The sequence below is a fragment of the Acinetobacter sp. Swhac1 genome (genome assembly GCF_013390985.1).
Taxonomy (GTDB): Bacteria; Pseudomonadota; Gammaproteobacteria; order Pseudomonadales; family Moraxellaceae; genus Acinetobacter; species Acinetobacter towneri.
In genome coordinates this window covers 88183-108572 of sequence record NZ_JACASN010000004.1, presented here as the reverse complement: position 1 = coordinate 108572, position 20390 = coordinate 88183, and the positions used below count along the sequence as shown (strand labels likewise).

The 20390-nt window shown below is 43.2% G+C and carries 15 protein-coding genes; 8 read left to right on the top strand and 7 right to left on the bottom strand.

Annotation, left to right across the window (positions count from 1 at the left end):
- The first annotated feature begins 21 nt into the window (after nt 1–21).
- The 7 genes from HX743_RS03235 (at nt 22) to HX743_RS03205 (ending at nt 7994) form a co-directional block, all read left to right on the top strand.
- Nucleotides 22–1194, top strand: a complete 1173-nt coding sequence (locus tag HX743_RS03235; protein WP_178318499.1) for an isovaleryl-CoA dehydrogenase — start codon at nt 22–24, stop codon at nt 1192–1194.
- Nucleotides 1195–1228: 34 nt separating this feature from the next.
- Nucleotides 1229–2830: a carboxyl transferase domain-containing protein gene (locus HX743_RS03230; protein WP_178318498.1), complete on the top strand. Its 1602-nt coding sequence runs from the start codon at nt 1229–1231 to the stop codon at nt 2828–2830.
- 11 nt (nt 2831–2841) lie between these two features.
- Nucleotides 2842–3636, top strand: coding sequence for an enoyl-CoA hydratase/isomerase family protein (locus HX743_RS03225; protein WP_104487408.1), 795 nt, complete (start codon nt 2842–2844; stop codon nt 3634–3636).
- Between the two features lie 18 nt (nt 3637–3654).
- Nucleotides 3655–5649: an acetyl/propionyl/methylcrotonyl-CoA carboxylase subunit alpha gene (locus HX743_RS03220; RefSeq protein ID WP_167845930.1), complete on the top strand. Its 1995-nt coding sequence runs from the start codon at nt 3655–3657 to the stop codon at nt 5647–5649.
- Complete coding sequence (locus tag HX743_RS03215) at nt 5646–6548, top strand: hydroxymethylglutaryl-CoA lyase (RefSeq protein ID WP_178318497.1); 903 nt, start codon at nt 5646–5648, stop codon at nt 6546–6548. Before HX743_RS03220 ends, HX743_RS03215 begins: the two co-directional genes overlap by 4 nt.
- 99 nt (nt 6549–6647) lie before the next feature.
- On the top strand, nt 6648–7352 hold the full coding sequence (locus HX743_RS03210; protein WP_178318496.1) for a CoA transferase subunit A: 705 nt from the start codon (nt 6648–6650) through the stop codon (nt 7350–7352).
- 3 nt (nt 7353–7355) lie between these two features.
- On the top strand, nt 7356–7994 hold the full coding sequence (locus tag HX743_RS03205) for a CoA transferase subunit B (RefSeq protein ID WP_178318495.1): 639 nt from the start codon (nt 7356–7358) through the stop codon (nt 7992–7994).
- Nucleotides 7995–8264: 270 nt separating this feature from the next.
- On the opposite strand, the gene HX743_RS03200 is transcribed toward HX743_RS03205, so the two are convergent.
- The 4 genes from HX743_RS03200 to HX743_RS03185 form a co-directional block, all read right to left on the bottom strand.
- Complete coding sequence (locus tag HX743_RS03200) at nt 8265–9749, bottom strand: OmpA family protein (RefSeq protein ID WP_178318494.1); 1485 nt, start codon at nt 9747–9749, stop codon at nt 8265–8267.
- Between the two features lie 231 nt (nt 9750–9980).
- The gene (locus HX743_RS03195) at nt 9981–11216 is read right to left on the bottom strand and encodes a dihydroorotase (RefSeq protein ID WP_004971548.1); all 1236 of its coding nucleotides are present in this window, start codon (nt 11214–11216) and stop codon (nt 9981–9983) included.
- A 10-nt stretch (nt 11217–11226) separates the two neighbouring features.
- Nucleotides 11227–12243 (bottom strand): aspartate carbamoyltransferase catalytic subunit, encoded by a 1017-nt coding sequence (locus tag HX743_RS03190; RefSeq protein WP_178318493.1) that lies wholly within the window; start codon nt 12241–12243, stop codon nt 11227–11229.
- Between the two features lie 305 nt (nt 12244–12548).
- A complete protein-coding gene (locus tag HX743_RS03185; protein WP_178318492.1) occupies nt 12549–12938 on the bottom strand; it encodes a hypothetical protein in 390 nt (129 codons plus the stop codon).
- Nucleotides 12939–13262: 324 nt separating this feature from the next.
- On the opposite strand from HX743_RS03185, the gene rlmKL reads away from it, so the two are divergent.
- Nucleotides 13263–15467, top strand: coding sequence for a bifunctional 23S rRNA (guanine(2069)-N(7))-methyltransferase RlmK/23S rRNA (guanine(2445)-N(2))-methyltransferase RlmL (gene rlmKL, locus HX743_RS03180; RefSeq protein ID WP_178318491.1), 2205 nt, complete (start codon nt 13263–13265; stop codon nt 15465–15467).
- A gap of 73 nt (nt 15468–15540) precedes the next feature.
- Here rlmKL and HX743_RS03175 read toward each other — a convergent pair whose 3' ends face one another.
- The 3 genes from HX743_RS03175 to HX743_RS03165 all read right to left on the bottom strand — a co-directional run bounded on the left by HX743_RS03175 (nt 15541) and on the right by HX743_RS03165 (nt 20366).
- Nucleotides 15541–16824: a DUF945 family protein gene (locus HX743_RS03175; protein ID WP_178318490.1), complete on the bottom strand. Its 1284-nt coding sequence runs from the start codon at nt 16822–16824 to the stop codon at nt 15541–15543.
- A gap of 228 nt (nt 16825–17052) precedes the next feature.
- A complete protein-coding gene (gene clpB, locus HX743_RS03170; protein WP_178318489.1) occupies nt 17053–19632 on the bottom strand; it encodes an ATP-dependent chaperone ClpB in 2580 nt (859 codons plus the stop codon).
- Nucleotides 19633–19943: 311 nt separating this feature from the next.
- Nucleotides 19944–20366 carry an OsmC family protein gene (locus HX743_RS03165; RefSeq protein WP_070156041.1) on the bottom strand — a complete coding sequence of 141 codons (423 nt, stop codon included), beginning with the start codon at nt 20364–20366 and terminating at the stop codon, nt 19944–19946.
- Nucleotides 20367–20390: the final 24 nt, after the last annotated feature.

Sequence of the window (20390 nt, the reverse complement as noted above, 5' to 3'; positions counted from 1 at the left end):
AACCACAGGATGGATGAACACATGATTTTACAAAGCTTAGACTTCGGCTTAGATGAAACCTTAATCGCCCTGCGCGATTCAATCGCTGCTTTTTGTGCAAGGGAAATTGCACCCATTGCTCAACAGGTTGATCGTGATAACGAATTCCCTGCCCAGCTTTGGAAAAAATTTGGCGATATGGGCTTACTTGGCTTAACCGTGAGTGAAGAATACGGCGGCACCAACTTAGGCTATTTAGCTCACATCATTGCCATGCAAGAAGTTTCTCGTGCATCAGCATCCATTGGTTTGTCTTACGGTGCTCATTCTAACCTATGTGTGAACCAAATTAAGCGAAATGGGACAGAAGAACAGAAGCAACGCTATTTACCAAAACTGATTTCAGGCGATTACGTCGGCGCTTTGGCAATGTCTGAACCAAATGCAGGCTCAGACGTGGTTAGCATGAAACTGAAAGCTGAAGATAAAGGCGATCATTACTTGCTCAACGGCTCAAAAATGTGGATTACCAATGGCGGTGATGCCGATGTTTTGGTGGTGTATGCCAAAACTGACTTACAGGCAGGCGCCAAAGGTATGACTGCTTTCTTAATTGAAAAAACCATGTCAGGTTTTAGCCACGGCAGCCATTTAGACAAACTCGGGATGCGCGGCTCAAATACCTATCCATTGTTCTTTGACAATGTTGAAGTACCAAAAGAAAACGTCTTGGGCGGTGTGGGCAATGGTACAAAAGTACTAATGAGTGGACTGGACTATGAACGTGCAGTTTTAAGTGCAGGGCCGCTAGGCATTATGGATGCCTGCATGGATACCGTGATTCCTTATATTCATGAGCGTAAACAGTTTGGTCAGGCACTAGGTGAGTTTCAGCTGATGCAAGGCAAAATTGCCGATATGTATTCAACCTGGCTGGCATGTAAAGCACTCGTTTATGCCGTAGGCGCAGAATGTGACAAAGCTGAACACAGCCGCAGTTTACGTAAAGATGCAGCCAGTGCAATTTTATATGCAGCAGAAAAAGCCACTTGGATGGCAGGTGAAACCATTCAAACTTTGGGTGGCAATGGCTATATCAACGAATTCTCTGCAGGACGTTTATGGCGTGATGCCAAACTCTATGAAATTGGCGCAGGTACTTCAGAGATTCGCCGCATGCTGATTGGCCGTGAACTGTTTAACGAAACTGCCTAAAGAATAAATCACAAAAATAGACAAGGATGTTGGCATGAATCAATTACAGAGCAAAATTAATATTCGCAGCGACGAGTTCAAAAACAATCAGGCTGCTATGCAAGCATTGGTCGATGACCTGAGAGAAAAAGTCCAAAAAATTGCTTTGGGTGGTGGTGAAACGGCACGCCAAAAACATTTAGACCGTGGCAAATTGCTGCCACGTGAACGGATTGATCACCTGATTGATCCTGGTACCGCATTTATTGAAATTGGTCAGTTGGCTGCCTATCAGGTCTATCAGGATGATGTACCTGCTGCAGGCGTAGTTGCAGGCGTGGGTCAGGTCAATGGCGTGACCTGTATGATCATTGCCAACGATGCCACTGTAAAAGGCGGAACTTACTATCCACTGACTGTGAAAAAGCATTTACGCGCACAGGAAATTGCCGAACAGAATCACCTGACTTGTATTTATTTGGTCGATTCGGGCGGTGCATATTTACCGCTACAAGATGAAGTCTTTCCAGACCGTGATCACTTCGGACGCATTTTCTATAATCAGGCCCGCATGTCGAGCATGGGTATTGCCCAAATTGCAGTGGTGATGGGAAGCTGTACTGCAGGTGGCGCTTATGTACCTGCTATGTCAGATGAAACCATTATTGTACGCAATCAGGGGACAATCTTCTTGGGCGGCCCACCGCTGGTAAAAGCAGCTACCGGTGAAGTCGTTTCAAGTGAAGACTTGGGTGGTGGTGATGTGCACACTCGCCTTTCAGGTGTGGCAGACCACTTGGCAGAAAATGATGAACATGCCTTGGCGATTGCCCGTAACATTGTGGCGAACTTAAACAAAAAGCCAAACCCACAACCAGAGCAGGTAGAAGCACCGTTATTTGATGCCTCTGAACTGTATGGCATTGTACCGACTGATGCACGTAAACCATTTGATGTACGTGAAGTGATTGCCCGCATCGTCGATGGTTCACGTTTTGATGAATTTAAAGCACGCTTTGGTACTACACTGATCACGGGTTTTGCCAAACTCTATGGTATGCCTGTCGGAATTATCGCCAACAACGGTATTTTATTTTCCGAGTCAGCACAAAAAGGTGCACACTTTATTGAACTGTGTACCCAACGCAACATTCCCCTGCTATTTATTCAAAATATCACAGGCTTTATGGTTGGCCGCCAATACGAAAATGAAGGCATTGCCAAAAATGGCGCCAAACTGGTGATGGCGGTGGCGACAGCCAATGTACCTAAACTGACTTTAGTGATTGGCGGTTCTTTTGGTGCAGGGAACTATGGCATGTGTGGTCGTGCCTACTCGCCACGCTTTATGTGGACATGGCCAAACTCCCGTATTTCGGTAATGGGTGGTGAACAGGCATCGAGTGTTCTTTCAACATTAAAACGCGACCAGATTGAAGCCAAAGGTGGTAGCTGGTCGGCAGAAGAAGAAGACCAATTTAAACAGCCAATTCGTGATCAATACGAGCGTCAGGGTCATCCATATTATGCTTCTGCACGTTTATGGGATGACGGTGTGATTGATCCTGCTCAGTCGCGTGAAGTGTTGGCTTTAAGTTTGGCTGCTGCTCTAAATGCCCCAATCCAACCGACCAAGTTTGGCGTGTTCCGCATGTAAGAGGTGACAAAATGGATTATCAATTTTTACAACTCGAACAGCAAAATCAAGTGGCTACGGTTTGGATTAATCGTGCGGAGCTTCACAATGCCTTCAATACCCAAGTGATTGAAGAATTACATGCCTGCTTTCTACAGTTGAATACGCGTGAGGATGTGCGTGTCGTAATTTTAGCTGGACGCGGCAAAAGCTTCTCTGCAGGCGCAGACCTGAACTGGATGAAACAGGCAGGTCAAGCCTCTGAAGCAGAAAACCAAGCCGATGCCTTAAAACTGGCGAGAATGCTGCAAAGTTTAGCCACTTTAAAGCAGCCGACTATTGCCCGCGTGCATGGCATTGCCTTTGGTGGTGGTATGGGCTTGGCCTCTGCCTGTGATATTTGTGTTGCCAGCACGGATGCCAAATTTGCTACATCCGAAGTACGTTTAGGACTGGCTCCATCCACGATTAGTCCGTATGTAATTCGTGCCATTGGTGCACGTCAGGCATCCCGCTACTTTTTAACGGCAGAACGTATTTCTGCAGAACAGGCTCAGCAGATTGGTTTGGCACATGAAGTGGCAGCACCAGAACAGCTAGACAGCAAAATTGATGACATTGTACAAGCCCTCTTACTGGGTGGCCCAGACGCACAGCATGCCTCTAAACAACTAATTCAGATGGTCAATCAGCAAGTCTTGACCGAAGACTTATTGCAACAAACTGCACAGCATATTGCGCATATTCGCCAAGGAGATGAGGCGAAAAATGGCTTAAATGCATTTTTGAATAAACAAAGCCCGGCTTGGATCAAGACCACGGCATAATAAAAGAAGGATCGCACTATGTTTGAAAAGATTTTAATTGCCAACCGTGGTGAAATTGCCTGCCGTGTGATTCGTACGGCAAAAAAACTCGGTATTGCCACGGTCGCAGTCTACTCAGATGCTGATGCACAATCACAACACGTTAAACTGGCAGATGAAGCCATTTATATTGGCGAATCCCCTGCGGCACAAAGTTATTTGCAAGTTGAACGTATTATTCAGGCAGCCAAAAGCACAGGTGCACAAGCGATTCACCCGGGTTATGGTTTCTTATCTGAAAATGACCAATTCGCACTTGCCTGTAAAGACAACAATATTGTTTTTATTGGCCCGCCAGTTGAAGCCATTTTGGCGATGGGTCTAAAAGCAACCTCTAAAGCCTTGATGGAAAAAGCAGGTGTGCCACTAACTCCGGGCTACCACGGCAGCAATCAAGATGCGGCATTTTTAAAGCAACAAGCCGACAGCATTGGTTATCCTGTGCTCATTAAAGCCAGTGCAGGCGGTGGCGGTAAAGGCATGCGTTTAGTAGAACGCAGTGAAGACTTTCTCAGCTCACTCGCTTCATGTAAAAGTGAAGCACGTTCTAGCTTTGGTAATGAAGATGTGCTGATTGAACGCTATGTGATTCAACCACGTCATATTGAAGTACAGGTTTTTGGCGATACTCACGGCAACTACGTGCATTTGTTTGAACGTGATTGCTCGGTACAACGTCGCCACCAAAAAGTGCTTGAAGAAGCACCTGCACCAAAAATGCCAGAAGATAAACTCGAAACTATGCGCCAAGCCGCAATTGATGCCGCACGTGCTGTAAATTACGTGGGCGCAGGTACGGTAGAGTTTATTGTCGAGCAAGACGGTACTGCTTATTTCATGGAAATGAATACCCGCTTGCAGGTCGAACACCCCGTCACAGAAATGATTACAGGGCAAGACTTGGTTGAGTGGCAATTGCGAGTTGCTTTTGGTGAGCCATTGCCAAAACAGCAACATGAATTGCAAATTCATGGTCATGCCCTTGAAGCGCGTGTGTATGCCGAAGAACCAGAAAAAGGCTTTATTCCTGCCATTGGTCAAATCAGCTATCTGCATTATCCAGAGCAAAATGATGCCGTACGTGTCGATAGCGGGATTGTCGAAGGTGATGAAATCAGCACCTACTACGACCCAATGATTGCCAAACTGATTGTTTGGGGTAAAAACCGTGAAGCAGCATTAACGCAAATGCACCATGCTTTAGGTCAGTTCCACGTCGATGGTTTAGGCAACAACATTGCATTCTTGGATCGTTTGGTGCTGTGTGATTCCTTTAAACATGCCAATTTGGATACAGGGCTTATTCAACGTGAGGAAGCATTTTTACTTAACGCAAAACCTGAAGTCGCTACAGAAACTGTCGTTGCAGCTGCGTTAATTGATGTACTTTCTCGTATTCAAAACAACAAAGCGGCAAACAACGCGGTTTGGCAAAAAGACCACTTCTGGCGCTTAAATCAGCAAAGCGCCCACACAGTGCAATTACAGTGCAATGACCAAACACTCAAAATCCAGTTAAAACCATGCACTTCTGGTTTTGAGGCTCACTACAATGGGCAAACGCTGAGCGTTCAAGGCGAGCTTTTGGATGCACATCGTCTACAGGTTTGTATCAATGGTCAGCAACAAAAAATAGCATTTAACCAACATGCGCAAGGCATCACCCTGTTCCAAAACGGTCAGCGTCATGTGTTTAGCTATGTACAAGCAAACTTTAACAGCGATGATCAACAAGACAATGCCAACAATCTGACTGCACCAATGCCGGGTGTAATCACCCAAGTTTTGGTGGCAGCCAATGCCCGTGTGAAAAAAGATGATGTACTGATGACACTGGAAGCCATGAAAATTGAATATTCAATTCGTGCGCCTTTCGATGGCATTGTGGCAAGTTCGTACTTCCAAGCGGGCGATCAGGTCAAAGCAGGCGATGAACTGGTTGAATTTGAAGCCTTGACGGAGGAAGTTGCATGACTGAATTTGTCAAAATTGTAGAGGTTGGCCCACGAGATGGTCTGCAAAATGAGAAAACGCCACTCACTTTGGCAGACCGTAAAAACCTGATTTTGGATTTAATGCAAACAGGTTTAAGCAGCATTGAGGTCGGTTCTTGCGTATCGGCCAAATGGGTACCGCAAATGGCAGACAGCGATGTGCTGTTTGCCAGCCTGCCACAAAACCCAAACATTCAATTCAGTTTACTGACCCCAAACTCAAAAGGTTTTGAGTCGGCTTTGGCGGTGGGTTGCAAAGAAGTTGCCGTGTTTACCGCCGCTTCTGAAAGCTTTACCCGAAAAAATATCAACTGTTCAATTGAAGAAAGTTTGGAAAAATTTAGCGATGTCATGCGTCAAGCCAAAGCGCACAACATTCGCGTGCGTGGTTATGTATCTTGTATGGTGGACTGTCCTTATGAAGGCGCAATTGACCCGAAACAAGTCGCAAAAGTCACACAGCAATTATTGGACATGGGCTGCTATGAAGTGTCTTTGGGTGAAACCATTGGTACAGCAACCCCTGACCGTGTGCAAAAAGTCTGGGATGCATGTTTGGCAGAGGTCGATGCCAAAGTTTTAGCAGGTCATTTTCACAATACTTACGGCATGGCGATTGCCAATATTTATCAGTCGCTCTTGCAAGGCATTCGTGTATTTGATTCATCTATTGCTGGTTTGGGTGGCTGTCCGTATGCCAAAGGTGCATCGGGCAATGTGTCTACCGAAGACTTGTACTATTTACTGTCCAAGATGGGTTTTGAAACAGGTGTGCGGTTAGAACCGCTGATGACAGCTAGTCGTAACATCAGCAATGTCTTACAGCGCAATAATCCATCTCACTATGCCAATGCCTACTGGCAAAAGGTTTGTGCTTAAAACCTATTTCATCCTCAATAGCATTGGAACATAAGCAATAAGGATGGCAACAACACAACATGGCAAGTGAATGCCGTGCAGAGAATAAAGAGGTGACAAATGTCCAATAAAGTATATGACAGCGCACAAGCTGCATTAAATGGCGTGGTTCAAGATGGGCATACCTTGGCGGTGGGTGGTTTTGGTTTATGCGGTATTCCTGAAGCCTTGATTGCTGCGTTAAAAGATACAGGTGTGAAACAGCTGACTTGTATTTCCAACAACGCAGGGGTCGATGGTTTTGGTTTAGGCTTATTGCTTGAAACCAAACAAATTAAAAAAATGATTTCATCTTATGTCGGCGAAAATAAAGAATTTGAACGCCAGTTTTTAAGCGGTGAACTGGAAGTTGAACTTACCCCGCAAGGCACACTGGCAGAAAAATTACGCGCAGGCGGTGCGGGTATTCCTGCATTTTTCACCCCAACAGGTGTAGGCACTGTTATTGCCGAAGGAAAAGAAGTCCGTGAATTTAATGGCAAAGACTATATTTTAGAAGAATCTTTGACCGCAGATGTCGCTTTGGTCAAAGCCTACAAAGCAGATAAAGCGGGCAATCTTGTTTTCCGTAAAACAGCACAAAACTTTAATCCTGTCTGTGCCATGGCAGGCAAAATCACCATTGCCGAAGTTGAACAGATTGTTGAAATTGGCGATTTAGCCCCAGACGAAATCCACTTACCCGGTATTTATGTGAACCGCATTGTCCTCAATGCAAACCCAGAAAAACGTATTGAACAAATGACTTTAAAGGCGGAGGCTTAAGACATGGCTTGGACGCGTAATCAAATGGCGCAGCGCGCTGCACAAGAATTAGAAGATGGTTTTTATGTCAATCTAGGCATTGGCTTACCCACACTGGTCGCCAATTATATTCCTGAACATATCAATGTTTGGTTGCAGTCTGAAAATGGCTTACTTGGCATTGGTGAATTTCCGACTGCCGACACTGTAGATGCCGACCTGATCAATGCAGGTAAACAAACTGTGACAGCGCGTAAAGGTGCGGCTTTTTTCTCTAGCGCAGATTCCTTTGCCATGATTCGTGGCGGGCATGTCAATATCGCTATTTTAGGGGCAATGGAAGTTTCTGAACAAGGCGATCTTGCCAACTGGATGATTCCCGGCAAGAAAGTTAAAGGTATGGGCGGTGCAATGGATTTGGTTGCAGGCGTACAAAAAGTTGTAGTGCTGATGGAACATTGTGCCAAAGATGGTACGCCTAAAATTGTATCGCAGTGCAGTTTGCCACTCACAGGTAAAGCGGTGGTGCATCGTATCATTACCGACTTAGGCGTGCTTGATATTACTCCACAAGGCGTAAAGTTGATTGAACTTGCACCCGATGTCAGTTTTGATGAAATTCAAAAAGTCACAGGTGTTGCCTTACAAAAAGTCGCAGCTTGATGAATTTATCTCGAGTGAATAACCCTCTCCTTTGCAAGTTTTGATGCACTGCTTTAAAACTTAATACAAGGGAGAGAGTTTATTTTGACTCCTATACTTTTCCACTCAACAAAACCAATAAATCACTGATTTATAAAACGATTCCACTAAACCAAAAATCATTTAAAAAATCACTTTCAATTTCGATATTTGCACAATACTTCGGGATTGATCCACAATAAAAAAGCCTTCACTTTGCAAAGTGAAGGCTTACAAGAAAATAGACCTATTTTAAGATTGAGGCGCCTTTTGCTCTACCACGCCTGCATCTTCCACACTACGCACCGTGCCTGTATCTACATTCAAGACTTCAAACTCAATACGGCGGTTTTTAAATTGACCTTCTGGCGTTGCATTTGCCGCAATCGGCTGCTCTGAACCAAAACCAATGGCTTGCAATTGACCCGGATTTACACCACGTGATACTAAATAATCGACCACTGCTTGCGCACGTTGTTGTGACAAAGTTTTGTTGGCATTGGCATCACCTACGGCATCGGTATGCCCTTTCACGGTTAATTGCACTTGTGGCGCGCGCTGCATCAATACCGCAGCCTGATCTAAAATAGACTTATTTGCTGCTGGAATTTCAGTCGATGCAGAATCAAAATTAATGATTTGCATATTGAGTGCCGTCGCAATATCCAAAGCTTGAATATTGTCAGGATTAATTGCAGCCAAAGCCTGCTCGGCATTGCTAATACTGCTGGTTACAGCCTGATTAACATCGGTTACTGTAGTTTCTGCAGGTTGCTGAGTCACTACAGTCATGTTTTTAGCCAATGGACGAATTTGACTGGCTAAACGCTCTGCATCGGCAGGGTTCGCGGCTTGAATAGACAGTTGATTACCCACCCAGTTTAAATTGACATTCGGTACACCTTTCAGCATTTTTAAAACGCTTGGAATCACGTCCTGATCAATAAATTCCGAATGATAGTTGGCAAAATTTTCTGCACCACAACCTGTTGGATGATTGAAAATTTGCTTCACTTCATTCTGCAGAATTTCCATATAGCTTGGATTATTCAGCAAAATTTGACAGGTCACCAAATTACCATCACTGCCTGTACTGACTTGCAACATTGCAGCCTGATTTGCTGCCACTTGGGTCTGTGTGGTTGCAGGCGCTTGGTTGCGGTCACTACATGCACGGAATAAAAATGCCAATAAACCAATTAAAATAATTAAAGCTAAAATTGGCAATAACCACGAACGGCGTTCTTCTACTGGCTCAGTCACAATGACTTCAGGTGCTTGATGTACGGTTTGGCCCGCAGCATTATTTACCCCCAAAGCAGCCAATAATGCTGTTGCCCACTGCGGTAAAGCCGCCTGAATTGAATCTAAATTGTTTTGCAGTAAATGCTGAATGGCAACTGGGTCAGATGAACCTGCCTGATTTTCCAAAAAGTTTAAACTTGGTGCAATTGAACGATTCAGGGTGTTTTCAATTTCGGTTTGCGGTGCTGTGCCGCTGACCAAATCTAAAAACTGCTGTTTTAAAGATAGATTTGAACCAAATACATCGCCCACACGTGGATTCAGTTGTCGCAGCAGATTGTCAATCAGTTCAGGTCGTGAATTTAAAATAGACAATAAAATGGGATAAAAACTATTTAATGCCTGATTTTTTTCAAGCAAATGCTGGGTTTCCCCTTCCAATACAATGGATGACACACTTTGTTTGAGCAAGTCTATAAAATCTGTTTGCATATATATGCCCTCTTTTTTGTCTTTGTTTTCAAGTTGTTTTTTAGTGTATATGCTTAAAATTTAAACAAATGTAATAAATTGTGGTGTTTTGATTTTGTTGTGAAATTTGAGTCAACGGAATGTAGAGTCTCTTCTTCGATTTTCTATTTGGGGATTGTTAAAATTCAATAAAAAAGCCAGCCGAAGCTGACTCTTATTTAAACTTGAAAATAAAATATCAATCAGAGCATATTAAGCAGTAAAGACGCGTACTGCTTTGCCTTTTACAACTTGATTAATCAAAGGCGTATTTTTGCCTTGTGACACAATCGTTTCTTTGTTCAGTGTCCATTCCACTTCTGGATCAACCAAGACCCAACCCGCTTCCTGTTCCCAACGACTTTGCATTTTTGCCACACGCGCAGGTGCAAGTGTCACTTTTTCTACCCATTCCAATGGACTGAACAGACCTTCCTGAATCAGTTGAATCCCAAATGGAATATAAGTATCAAATGCAGTAAAACCTGACAAAGTATCTGCAAATGGTGCCATTTTTGCAGAGCTATTTAACGGCTCATGATGAGTACAAATCGCATCAATCACACCATCTTTTACACCTTGACGCAGTAATGCTTTGTCTTGCTCTGAGCGCAGTGGCGGACGTACATGCGCTAACGAGTTAAAACCATCAATAATTTGATCGGTTAAATGCAGTTGATGCATCGCCACATCGCAAGTGACAGGTAAACCTTTGGCTTTAGCTTGTTGAATCAATTCAACTGATGCACCACAAGACAATAAGCCAAAATGCGCACGTACACCTGTGGCTTCAATCATCAGCAAATATTTGGCAATCGCTACGGTTTCTGCCAAAGTTGGAATCATAGGCAAGCCCTGACGCGATGCAATAAAACCTTCATGCACACAGCCATCTTTAGCAATTTGCGGTTCTTCGGCATAGAACACCACGGTCATGTCCAAACCTGCAGCATATTCCAGTGTGCGAATCACGACATCATCATCTTCAAAAGGTGCATTGGCATTGGACACTGCACTACAGCCGCCTTTTTTCAGTCCCGCCATATTGGCAGGCTGCTTGCCGTTTAAACCTTGAGTTTGTGCACCAATCACTTCTAAATAAATGCCACCATCCAACATGGCTTTTTCGACCAAACCATGAATGAGTGCACCGTTGTCTTGCACGATTGGTTTAGAATCGGGTGGCGTAAATAAGTGCAGAATTCCGTTTTCACGTGCGGCCTTGCCTTCAGATTTGAGCGTGCCATGTTGTTGCTGACCAGGTTCACGTAAACGTGCGCATAAATCGACCATAGTTGGCATGAGCCATTGACCTTGGGCATCTATGCTTTCGCTAATATCTGCACTTTCTGCAACCAACTTGCCATTTTCAAGATATACCGTTTGTACGCGGTCAATTTGCTGGATTGGGTCAAGCACACGTACATTTTCAATTTTTACAATCGCCATGACTTTTTCCTTATACCGCAATCGCGTCAATCAAACCTTGTTCTTGCAATTGACCTTGCATCGCCAAGGCCAATACCGCCATACGTACCGCAATACCGTTGGTTACTTGATTTAAAATCACCGATTGAGGCCCATCGGCAATGCTTGAATCAATTTCGACACCACGGTTCATTGGACCAGGATGCATCACAATACAGTTTGGTTTTGCAAGCGCCAAACGCTCTTTGTTTAAACCGTACATTTTGTAGAATTCGGCTTGTGAGGCAAGTGCTGGCGAATCAATACGTTCATTCTGAATACGCAGGGTGATAATCACATCGCAATCTTGAATGCCTTCTTCCATTTTGTTAAATAAACGCACGCCTGCGCCATATTCTTCAAAACCGTACGGCAATAAGGTGTTCGGTGCAATCACGCGAATGTCTTTACAGCCCAGTGTTTGCAAAGCAGCCACATCGGAACGCGCCACACGTGAATGTTTAATATCACCAATAATGGCCACGCTTAATTCTTCATAAGGTCGTTGGGTTTCACGGCGGATGGTCAACATATCCAACATGGCTTGAGTCGGATGCGCATGACGGCCATCGCCTGCATTAATAATGGCAACCTTTGGGCAAACTGTTTTGGCAATAAAATGTGCAGCACCTGAAGATGAATGGCGTACCACAAAAATGTCGGCAGCCATCGCCTCTAAGTTCCACAAAGTGTCACGCAAAGTTTCACCTTTAGAGGTACTTGAACGGGCAATATCAATATTGAGTACATTGGCAGAAAGACGCTTGGCTGCGGCTTCAAATGTGGTGCGGGTACGAGTAGAGTTTTCGAAGAACAAATTCATCACCGTGCGCCCTTCGAGCAAATTATTGGTGATCAGTTGGTTTTGTTCATTGAAAAAGGACTGTGCTGTGTCCAGAATTTGGGTGAGGGTTTCTTTGGAAAGACCTTCGATGGTTAAAAAGTGTTTTAAATGCCCATCTTTATTCAATTGAATCTGGCTCGGAGTATGCAATGCCGCCAAATGCATGAGAGATTCCTTATACGTTAAGTTAACGCATTATACAGAAATTGATTTGGCAAAGCAGTGTAACTTGGCATGATTTAGTCAAAAGAAACTTATGATTTTTAAAATTAAGTCATGCAGACTCATCTACACTTTCTTTCATGCTTAATACTCTACACAACGATGTGAAAGGATGGCATGTATATTTAACTGCTCTGCTAGCCAATCATCTTGATATGAGCTTGATGAACATCTGGTGGGTCAATCTTCGCCTACAAGAGCCTACGCAACCTTCAGGCTATGTAGGCAAAGTCTGTACTATTCCCCGTTTAACGCAATGCCCCTATATAATGATGCGACACCTGGGCCCGATAAATTTCTTCAGCTGTCGGTTCAGTCAAGTCATCTATATTTTCCATATTTTCTACTGCATCTAATTGCTGCGATTCAGTCTGCGGCGTCGTTATTTCTGCATCAGCATCCATTAAGTTAGCCAATATACTGTTTAAGCGTAGCGCATAACGGCACAATTCCTCATCGTGTGTAGCGAGCGCTAATTGCAGCACAGCACGTGCATAGTCAGAATTTTCCACCAGATACATGACATCAATCACACGTCCACTGACCCGTCTTAATCGCGTATAAATTAAAGTGGCAACTGAAAAAATCTCGTTATTTGCCGCTAAAGCCTGTGCCGTGTTTAAAGTAGCCGTGGTCATTTAAATATTCCCCTTATCGCTTCATTGTTGTTTTGCAGTGTTTGATGCTCATCTGCAAAATGTTCACCATCACAACAATGTATGAGCAAAATACATACCAATCATGTGAATATTCAGGTTTTTATTCTTGCGCAATACAATCACTCAAAATTTTATGGGATGTCATTGCATCCTCACTGCATTTTTAGAAAAAAAAGTAAAAATGCCCTGAAACTCTTCAAACCAAGACCTTTAAAATTCTGCACGATTCACGCTAAATCACTAAGTTTTCTAGCACAAAATACGGTAAAATAGCCGATTGCTGAATTGCTTTTGGAAATTTTCATGAATTCGAAACCCCGTCTTTCTACATATTGGGTCACCTGTGCAGATGGACTTGAAACCTTATTGCAAGAAGAAATGCAAGGTTTAGGTATTCAAAATATCGAACGTTTACCGGGTCGTTTAATTTTCAAAGGCACACTCGAAAATGCCTATCGTGTCTGCATGTGGTCACGTTTAGCCTCACGTGTCCTTACGCCAATTCACACACACGAAATTGAATTCAGTCACGACGCGCGCGATGTAGCCGAAGAGCTTTATGAAGGTGCGCTTAGCTTTGACTGGTCACTCATTTTTGCCCCACAAAGTACGTTTGCAGTGCGTTTACACATCGAACGTGACATCAAGGTAAATAGCCAGTTTGCGACCTTGCGCGTTAAAGATGGTGTGGTCGATTCATTTATGGACGCAGTGGGCAAACGTCCAAGCATTGACATCAAGCAGCCAGAAATTACCTTATACGTGTTGGCAGGCAAAAAAGAACATACATACTGCCTAGATTTATCGGGCGATTCATTGCATAAGCGCGGCTATCGTCGTTTTATGACCGATGCTCCAATTAAAGAAAACCTTGCCGCGGCAATTCTGCAAAAAGGTCAATTAGAACAAATTGAACCCGACATTATTTTAGACCCTATGTGTGGTTCGGGTACTTTTATTATTGAAGCGTTGATGATGCTGACAGACCGTGCGCCGGGTCTGGTACGTCGTTTTGGTTTTAATGGTTGGCAAGGTCATGACCATGAATTATGGATGAGCATTAAAGCAGAAGCGGCAGAACGCCATCAAACTGCATTACAACAACCCTTGCCAAAATTTTATGCTTTCGATGCTGACTGGGAAGCAGTCAAAGCCACCAAGCAAAATATTATTGCGGCAGGCTTTGAAAGTCTGCTCGATCAGATTCAAATTGAAGAACGTACTTTGGCTGACTGGCCCGACTTTCAAGCCGAAGGTAAAAAGGCCTTTATTGTAACCAACCCACCTTATGGTGAGCGTTTGGGCGATAAAGCCTCGAACCGTGCCTTATATTTGGGTCTGTCTGCCCTCTTGCAAAAGCATTTCCCAAATCAAAAAGCAGCCGTCATTGCAGCCCAAGTTGAACAAGTCGATGTGTTGGCTTTCAATGACCCGCAAATTTTACGTTTGATGAACGGTAAACTGCCAATTTATGTCCGTTTTGGTACGATCAAACCTGCAACATTCGCACGCCCATTCTTAGCAGATTGGCAACCGCAACAGTTTGAACCCATTGAAGGCGCAGAAGATTTCACCAACCGTTTGCAAAAAAACATGCAAAGCCTGAAAAAATGGGCGGTGAAAGAAAATGTGCATTGTCTGCGTTTATACGATGCCGACTTACCTGACTTTAATGTCGCAGTCGATTTATACGGTGACCGTTTGCACGTGCAGGAATATGCACCGCCGAAAAAAATTAATCCTGAAAAAGCCAAAAAGCGTTTTAATCTTGCCTTACAAGCAATTCGTGCTGTAACAGGCTTAGGCCGTGATGCGGTATTCATTAAGACACGTGCCCGCCAAGAAGGTAAAAATCAGTACACCAAACAAAGTACTGCTTCTAAGCGTTTTATTGTGCAAGAAGGTCAAGCGAAAATTTTGGTCAACCTGACGGATTATTTAGATACAGGTTTATTCCTAGACCACCGTCAAATGCGTTTACGCATTGCCAAAGAAGCTCGTGGCAAGCACTTCCTGAATTTATACAGTTACACCTCAACTGCAAGTTTACATGCCGCGCTTGGCGGTGCAGCAAGTACCACCAGCGTCGATTTATCCAATACTTATTTGAATTGGTCTAAAGAAAACTTTGTATTGAATGGTTTAACGGTAGACCATGCCGATGAACAACATCAATTCTTTGCCAGTGATTGTTTTGAATGGCTCAAAGAAGGTCATGAACAATATGATCTGATCTTTATTGACCCACCAACTTTCTCAAACTCTAAAAAGTTCTACGGAACATTTGACGTACAACGCGACCACGTTTCTTTAATTAAGCGTGCCATGAACCGCTTAACCACAGGCGGAACGCTGTACTTCTCCAACAACTACCGTGGTTTTGAAATGGATGAAGAAATTGAAGCCATGTTTGATGTGCAGGAAATTAGCCATGAAACCATTGGGCAAGATTTCAAACGCAACACCAAAATCCACCGTGCTTGGAAAATTCAGCACCCGCCTGTTTAAATAAACGATATGGCAATACAACAAAGCCTGTTCATTTGAACAGGCTTTGTTTTATCGTAGATCAGTATCTAGATTATTGACCAGTTAAAAACTTCTTTTCACCATATTGATAATGCATCGACAGTTTAAATTCATCACCATCACGTTGAATTTGCTGATTGCTTTGCATCGCACTGAGTATCTGTTCCAACTCTTGATCAGACATGCTTTTACCTGCAGCATTCATATAATTATTCATAATGGTTTTGACCACTTGCTTGTTAAAACTCACATCGGTTTGCATTTCCAATAAACTTGGGAACATTTTCGCTAAGCCTTCTACAGTGGTTTGATGCCCTGGCATCACTTTACCAACCAAATCTGCCCGAATACTGCCTGTGCCTAATTTCAACTGATTCTTCTTGGATTCGAACTGAAAGCCCTCATTAATCACAGCCAACAAGGCTTGTTGAACTTCTTTCTCAAAGTTTTCCGCTTCTAGGCATGAGTTGTTTTGTTTTTGCACAATATCAAGAAACGTCTGCATTTTACTGCGCTGCAAGTTTTTAATATCCCAATTCACTTGCAGGTCTTGCATGGCAGGCACATTATTTAAACCTAACTCGGCAATTTTAAATTTCGATTGAATATCTACCGTGCGCTCATGCAGTTGAGTATCCATACGCCAACTGAAGTCTTTCATTTTGCCTGAACCCACTGCTTTTGGGTCTTGACGCTGCATTTCTGCAATACTGAATTGGAAATAGCCCGGCTCTAAAGACTGCGCATTCAAAGCCTGATTGGTTTTAAACTGCATGCCTTTTACTTGAAGATGCCCAAATTGATCCCGTACCGTTAATTGAGGCACATCAAAACTCATATTTACAATTTTCTGCTGCCCTTGACTTTGTTTCGCCTGAAACTCAATCTGCATAGGAGAAAATTTAGCTTCAAGTCCTGCTTCTTTTTTCTCTATAGCAGGTATGCTCAATTTCGTGGTCGATACGCCCAACCAATTCACTTGCGTTGACACATTTAAAGGCTGCTGAAAGAACTCGGAAAATTGTCCCTGCCCTTGTTCCAGATTCATTTTAGAATCAATTTGGTAACCTTTCCATGTCCGCTGAATTTGATCTTGTCCGTGAAACACCAGTTTTTCTTTAGCATTACATGGGTCTGCAATAATGGTCATTTTCCATTTGGCAGTACCTGTTAAAGTCCCCATGTCGTAGTCCGTATATTGGACGCTCACATTGGGTACAGGATTTAAATTTTGTTGATAATGCTCACGCAGGCTCTTATCTGCATATAAATTTCCTGCAGTGACAGCTCCTGCCAACACTGCAACCCCCATTCCACCCCATACTATTTTTGACATAGATTCTGCTCAGAATTTATCTATTCTTATTGAACAATAAATTATAATTAATCTTCTTTAAAAAAGATAATTGTTTTGCAAATAAATCACTTAAATATAATATCCATCACAAAATATTAAAAATAGCTGTCATTTTTTACCAAAAATTTTACTTATGTGACCTAAATTGTCAGTCATAAAAAACCCAGCCGAAGCTGGGTTTCTTAAAAGTTGCTTACACATAGCCAATTAGCTGAGTTTCATTTTTTCAAACAGCAAATGACCATTTTCAGCTTTAATTAAAATCGTATCACCTGCAACAAAGTCACCTGCGAGGATTTTTTGCGCCAATGTGTTTTCCACTTGTTGCTGAATTGCACGTTTCAATGGACGCGCACCGTAGACTGGGTCAAAACCTGCTTCAATCAATTGATCAAATGCAGTATCGTCTATCGACAAGCTCAAGTCGCGTTCGCTTAAACGCGCACGTAAACGATCCAATTGAATATCGGCAATGCCACGAATTTGTGCTTTTTCCAGTGAATGGAACACCACCAACTCATCAATACGGTTAATAAACTCAGGGCGGAAATGTTGTGAAACTGCGGCCATGACCACGGTACGCACTTCTTCACGTGTTGGATTGTCACCCAATTCACGTACTTCGTGTGAACCCAAGTTAGAAGTCATCACAATTACAGTGTTCTTAAAGTCCACCACGCGACCTTGCGAGTCGGTTAGGCGTCCGTCATCCAACACCTGCAACAAGATGTTAAATACGTCTGGATGGGCTTTTTCCACCTCATCAAACAACACCACGCTATACGGCTTACGACGGACTGCTTCGGTGAGTACCCCACCTTCCTCATAACCCACATAGCCTGGAGGTGCACCAACCAAACGGCTCACCGAGTGTTTTTCCATAAATTCAGACATATCAATCCGAATCATGGCGTCATCGCTGTCAAACAAGAAGTTTGCCAAAGCTTTGGTCAGTTCTGTTTTACCTACCCCTGTCGGGCCTAGGAACAAGAACGAACCACTTGGGCGATTAGGGTCAGACAGCCCTGCACGTGAACGACGTACTGCATTCGACACTGCTACCACAGCTTCTTCTTGCCCAACAACACGTTTATGCAAAAAGTCTTCCATGTGTAGCAGTTTTTCACGTTCACCCTGCAGCATTTTCGATACAGGAATGCCCGTTGCTGCACTAACGACTTCAGCAATTTCATTGTCCGTAACTTTGTTACGCAATAATTTCGGCTCTTCTTTCTCTTCAACCAACTCATCTTGTGCCAGTTGTTTTTCTAACTCAGGAATCACGCCGTATTGTAAACGTGACATTTCCGCCAGGTCATTTTCACGCTGCGCTTTTTGCAATGCCATACGTGCCTGATCCAACTGAGTCTGAATTTGCTTAGTGCCTTCAACCAAGGTTTTTTCCGCTTTCCAAACTTCTTCCAAATCATTGTATTCATTCTGAACTTCAATAATTTGTTTTTCTAGATGCGCAACTTCAGCACGGCTGCCTGCATCTTCATCTTTCTTCACGGCTTCAAGTTGCAGTTTTAATTGAATTAAACGGCGCTCTAATTTATCTAAGGCTTCAGGCTTAGAATCTAGCTCCATTTTAATTCGTGAAGCGGCCTCATCCACCAAGTCAATGGCTTTGTCTGGAAGCTGACGGTCTGTAATATAACGATGAGACATTTTAGCAGCAGCAATAATCGCTGAGTCTAAAATTTTCACCCCGTGGTGCACTTCATAACGCTCTTTCAGACCACGTAAAATTGCAATGGTGTCTTCTACACTTGGCTCATCAACCAATACTTTTTGGAAACGACGCTCTAAAGCTGCATCTTTTTCAATATATTGACGATACTCATCTAAAGTGGTTGCACCCACACAGCGCAATTCGCCACGCGCCAATGCAGGTTTCAACATATTGCCTGCATCCATGGCACCATCGCCTTTACCTGCACCCACAAGTGTGTGTAATTCATCAATAAATAAGATGACTTCCCCTTCTTGTTTCGCCAAGTCTTTTAAGACCGCTTTTAGGCGTTCTTCAAACTCACCGCGATATTTCGCACCTGCCAACAATGAGCCCAAATCTAAAGATAAAACACGTTTACCTTTTAAACTTTCAGGCACTTCACCATTTACAATACGCTGCGCCAAACCTTCAACAATCGCAGTTTTACCCACACCAGGTTCACCAATGAGTACTGGGTTGTTTTTGGTACGGCGTGACAACACCTGAACGGTACGGCGGATTTCATCATCACGACCAATGACTGGGTCTAGCTTGCCCGCCAACGCACGTTCAGTTAAGTCGATGGTATATTTATTGAGTGAGTCACGTTGATCTTCGTGATTATTGCTCATGACTTTTTCATCCCCTCTAATTTTGTCAATCACGCTACGCAAACTGGCTGAAGTCACGCCTACACTGTTCAGTAGTGTTTTGGTCGCGCCCACTTCGGTCAAACCCAGCATCAACCAATCGGTTGACAAGAACTCATCACCTGCTTTTTGGGCAAAACTGTCAGCCAAATTCAAGGCTTTAACCGCATCTGGACTTAAGTTGATATCGCCTGTTGGATTGGCCAAAGTCGGTGCATCGGCAATCGCTTGCTGTAATTTGCTTTGCAAATCACGTAGGTTGGCGCCTGCTTGTTGTAATAAACTGACATTGGAGGCTTCTTCGAGCAAAGTCGCCAATAAGTGAATGCCTTCAATGGCAGTATGATCTTTCCCTATCGCGAGAGATTGGGCATCGGATAAAGCTTGCTGTAGGCGGTTGGTAAACTTTTCAAAACGCATTCTTGTTATTCCTCACAACAAATTGTGTACTTGATGGATATATGGGAACGCAGGCGTAAATTTCAATTAAATTTTTATATATTTTTCAAAATCTTAATTAAAATTAACGGTTAGATTTCAATTATAATATTGGACTGATTAAAGTAAATTTCAAGTTTAATCTGGTAATTTTTTTATAGTGAGTTGAATTATTGACATACACTTGTATATCAACAAATTAAAGGCTTCTGATTATTATTCATGCAAATAGAAATATTTAGTTACAATGATTGGCAAATATACCAACCATTGTATGACCTATCAGTCAACGCTTAATCTTGTTCAATAATTTCAAAATCATGGCTAATTTCAACACCACCATCAGATAGCATTTTACTGGCAGAACAGTATTTTTCTGCTGAAAGTTCAACCGCCTTCGCGACCTGCTTTTCCTTAACAGCCTTGCCTTTGACCACAAAATGCAAATGAATTTTGGTGAACACTGCAGGGATGCTATCGGCACGTTCTGCTGTTAACTGACATTCAACATGCGTCACTTCTTGGCGTGATTTTTTTAAAATAGTCACAATATCGAATGAAGCACAACCACCAAGTCCCATTAAGATTAACTCCATAGGACGTGGACCACGGTTTTCACCACCATATTCTGCGGATCCATCCATCACTACAGAATGACCACTTTCTGATTTGGCTTCAAAAGCAACGTTCTCTAACCACTGAACACTTGTTTGCATTGCAACTACCTAAAAAAAACTATA

Coding starts and splice junctions, on each gene's coding strand:
- HX743_RS03225 (WP_104487408.1), top strand. CDS start 2,842: ATGGATTATCAATTTTTACAACTCGAACAGCAAAATCAAGTGGCTACG.
- HX743_RS03185 (WP_178318492.1), bottom strand. CDS start 12,938: ATGACCACGGCTACTTTAAACACGGCACAGGCTTTAGCGGCAAATAAC.
- HX743_RS03195 (WP_004971548.1), bottom strand. CDS start 11,216: ATGGCGATTGTAAAAATTGAAAATGTACGTGTGCTTGACCCAATCCAG.
- HX743_RS03210 (WP_178318496.1), top strand. CDS start 6,648: ATGTCCAATAAAGTATATGACAGCGCACAAGCTGCATTAAATGGCGTG.
- HX743_RS03205 (WP_178318495.1), top strand. CDS start 7,356: ATGGCTTGGACGCGTAATCAAATGGCGCAGCGCGCTGCACAAGAATTA.
- HX743_RS03190 (WP_178318493.1), bottom strand. CDS start 12,243: ATGCATTTGGCGGCATTGCATACTCCGAGCCAGATTCAATTGAATAAA.
- rlmKL (WP_178318491.1), top strand. CDS start 13,263: ATGAATTCGAAACCCCGTCTTTCTACATATTGGGTCACCTGTGCAGAT.
- HX743_RS03235 (WP_178318499.1), top strand. CDS start 22: ATGATTTTACAAAGCTTAGACTTCGGCTTAGATGAAACCTTAATCGCC.
- HX743_RS03200 (WP_178318494.1), bottom strand. CDS start 9,749: ATGCAAACAGATTTTATAGACTTGCTCAAACAAAGTGTGTCATCCATT.
- HX743_RS03165 (WP_070156041.1), bottom strand. CDS start 20,366: ATGCAAACAAGTGTTCAGTGGTTAGAGAACGTTGCTTTTGAAGCCAAA.
- HX743_RS03215 (WP_178318497.1), top strand. CDS start 5,646: ATGACTGAATTTGTCAAAATTGTAGAGGTTGGCCCACGAGATGGTCTG.
- clpB (WP_178318489.1), bottom strand. CDS start 19,632: ATGCGTTTTGAAAAGTTTACCAACCGCCTACAGCAAGCTTTATCCGAT.
- HX743_RS03230 (WP_178318498.1), top strand. CDS start 1,229: ATGAATCAATTACAGAGCAAAATTAATATTCGCAGCGACGAGTTCAAA.
- HX743_RS03175 (WP_178318490.1), bottom strand. CDS start 16,824: ATGTCAAAAATAGTATGGGGTGGAATGGGGGTTGCAGTGTTGGCAGGA.
- HX743_RS03220 (WP_167845930.1), top strand. CDS start 3,655: ATGTTTGAAAAGATTTTAATTGCCAACCGTGGTGAAATTGCCTGCCGT.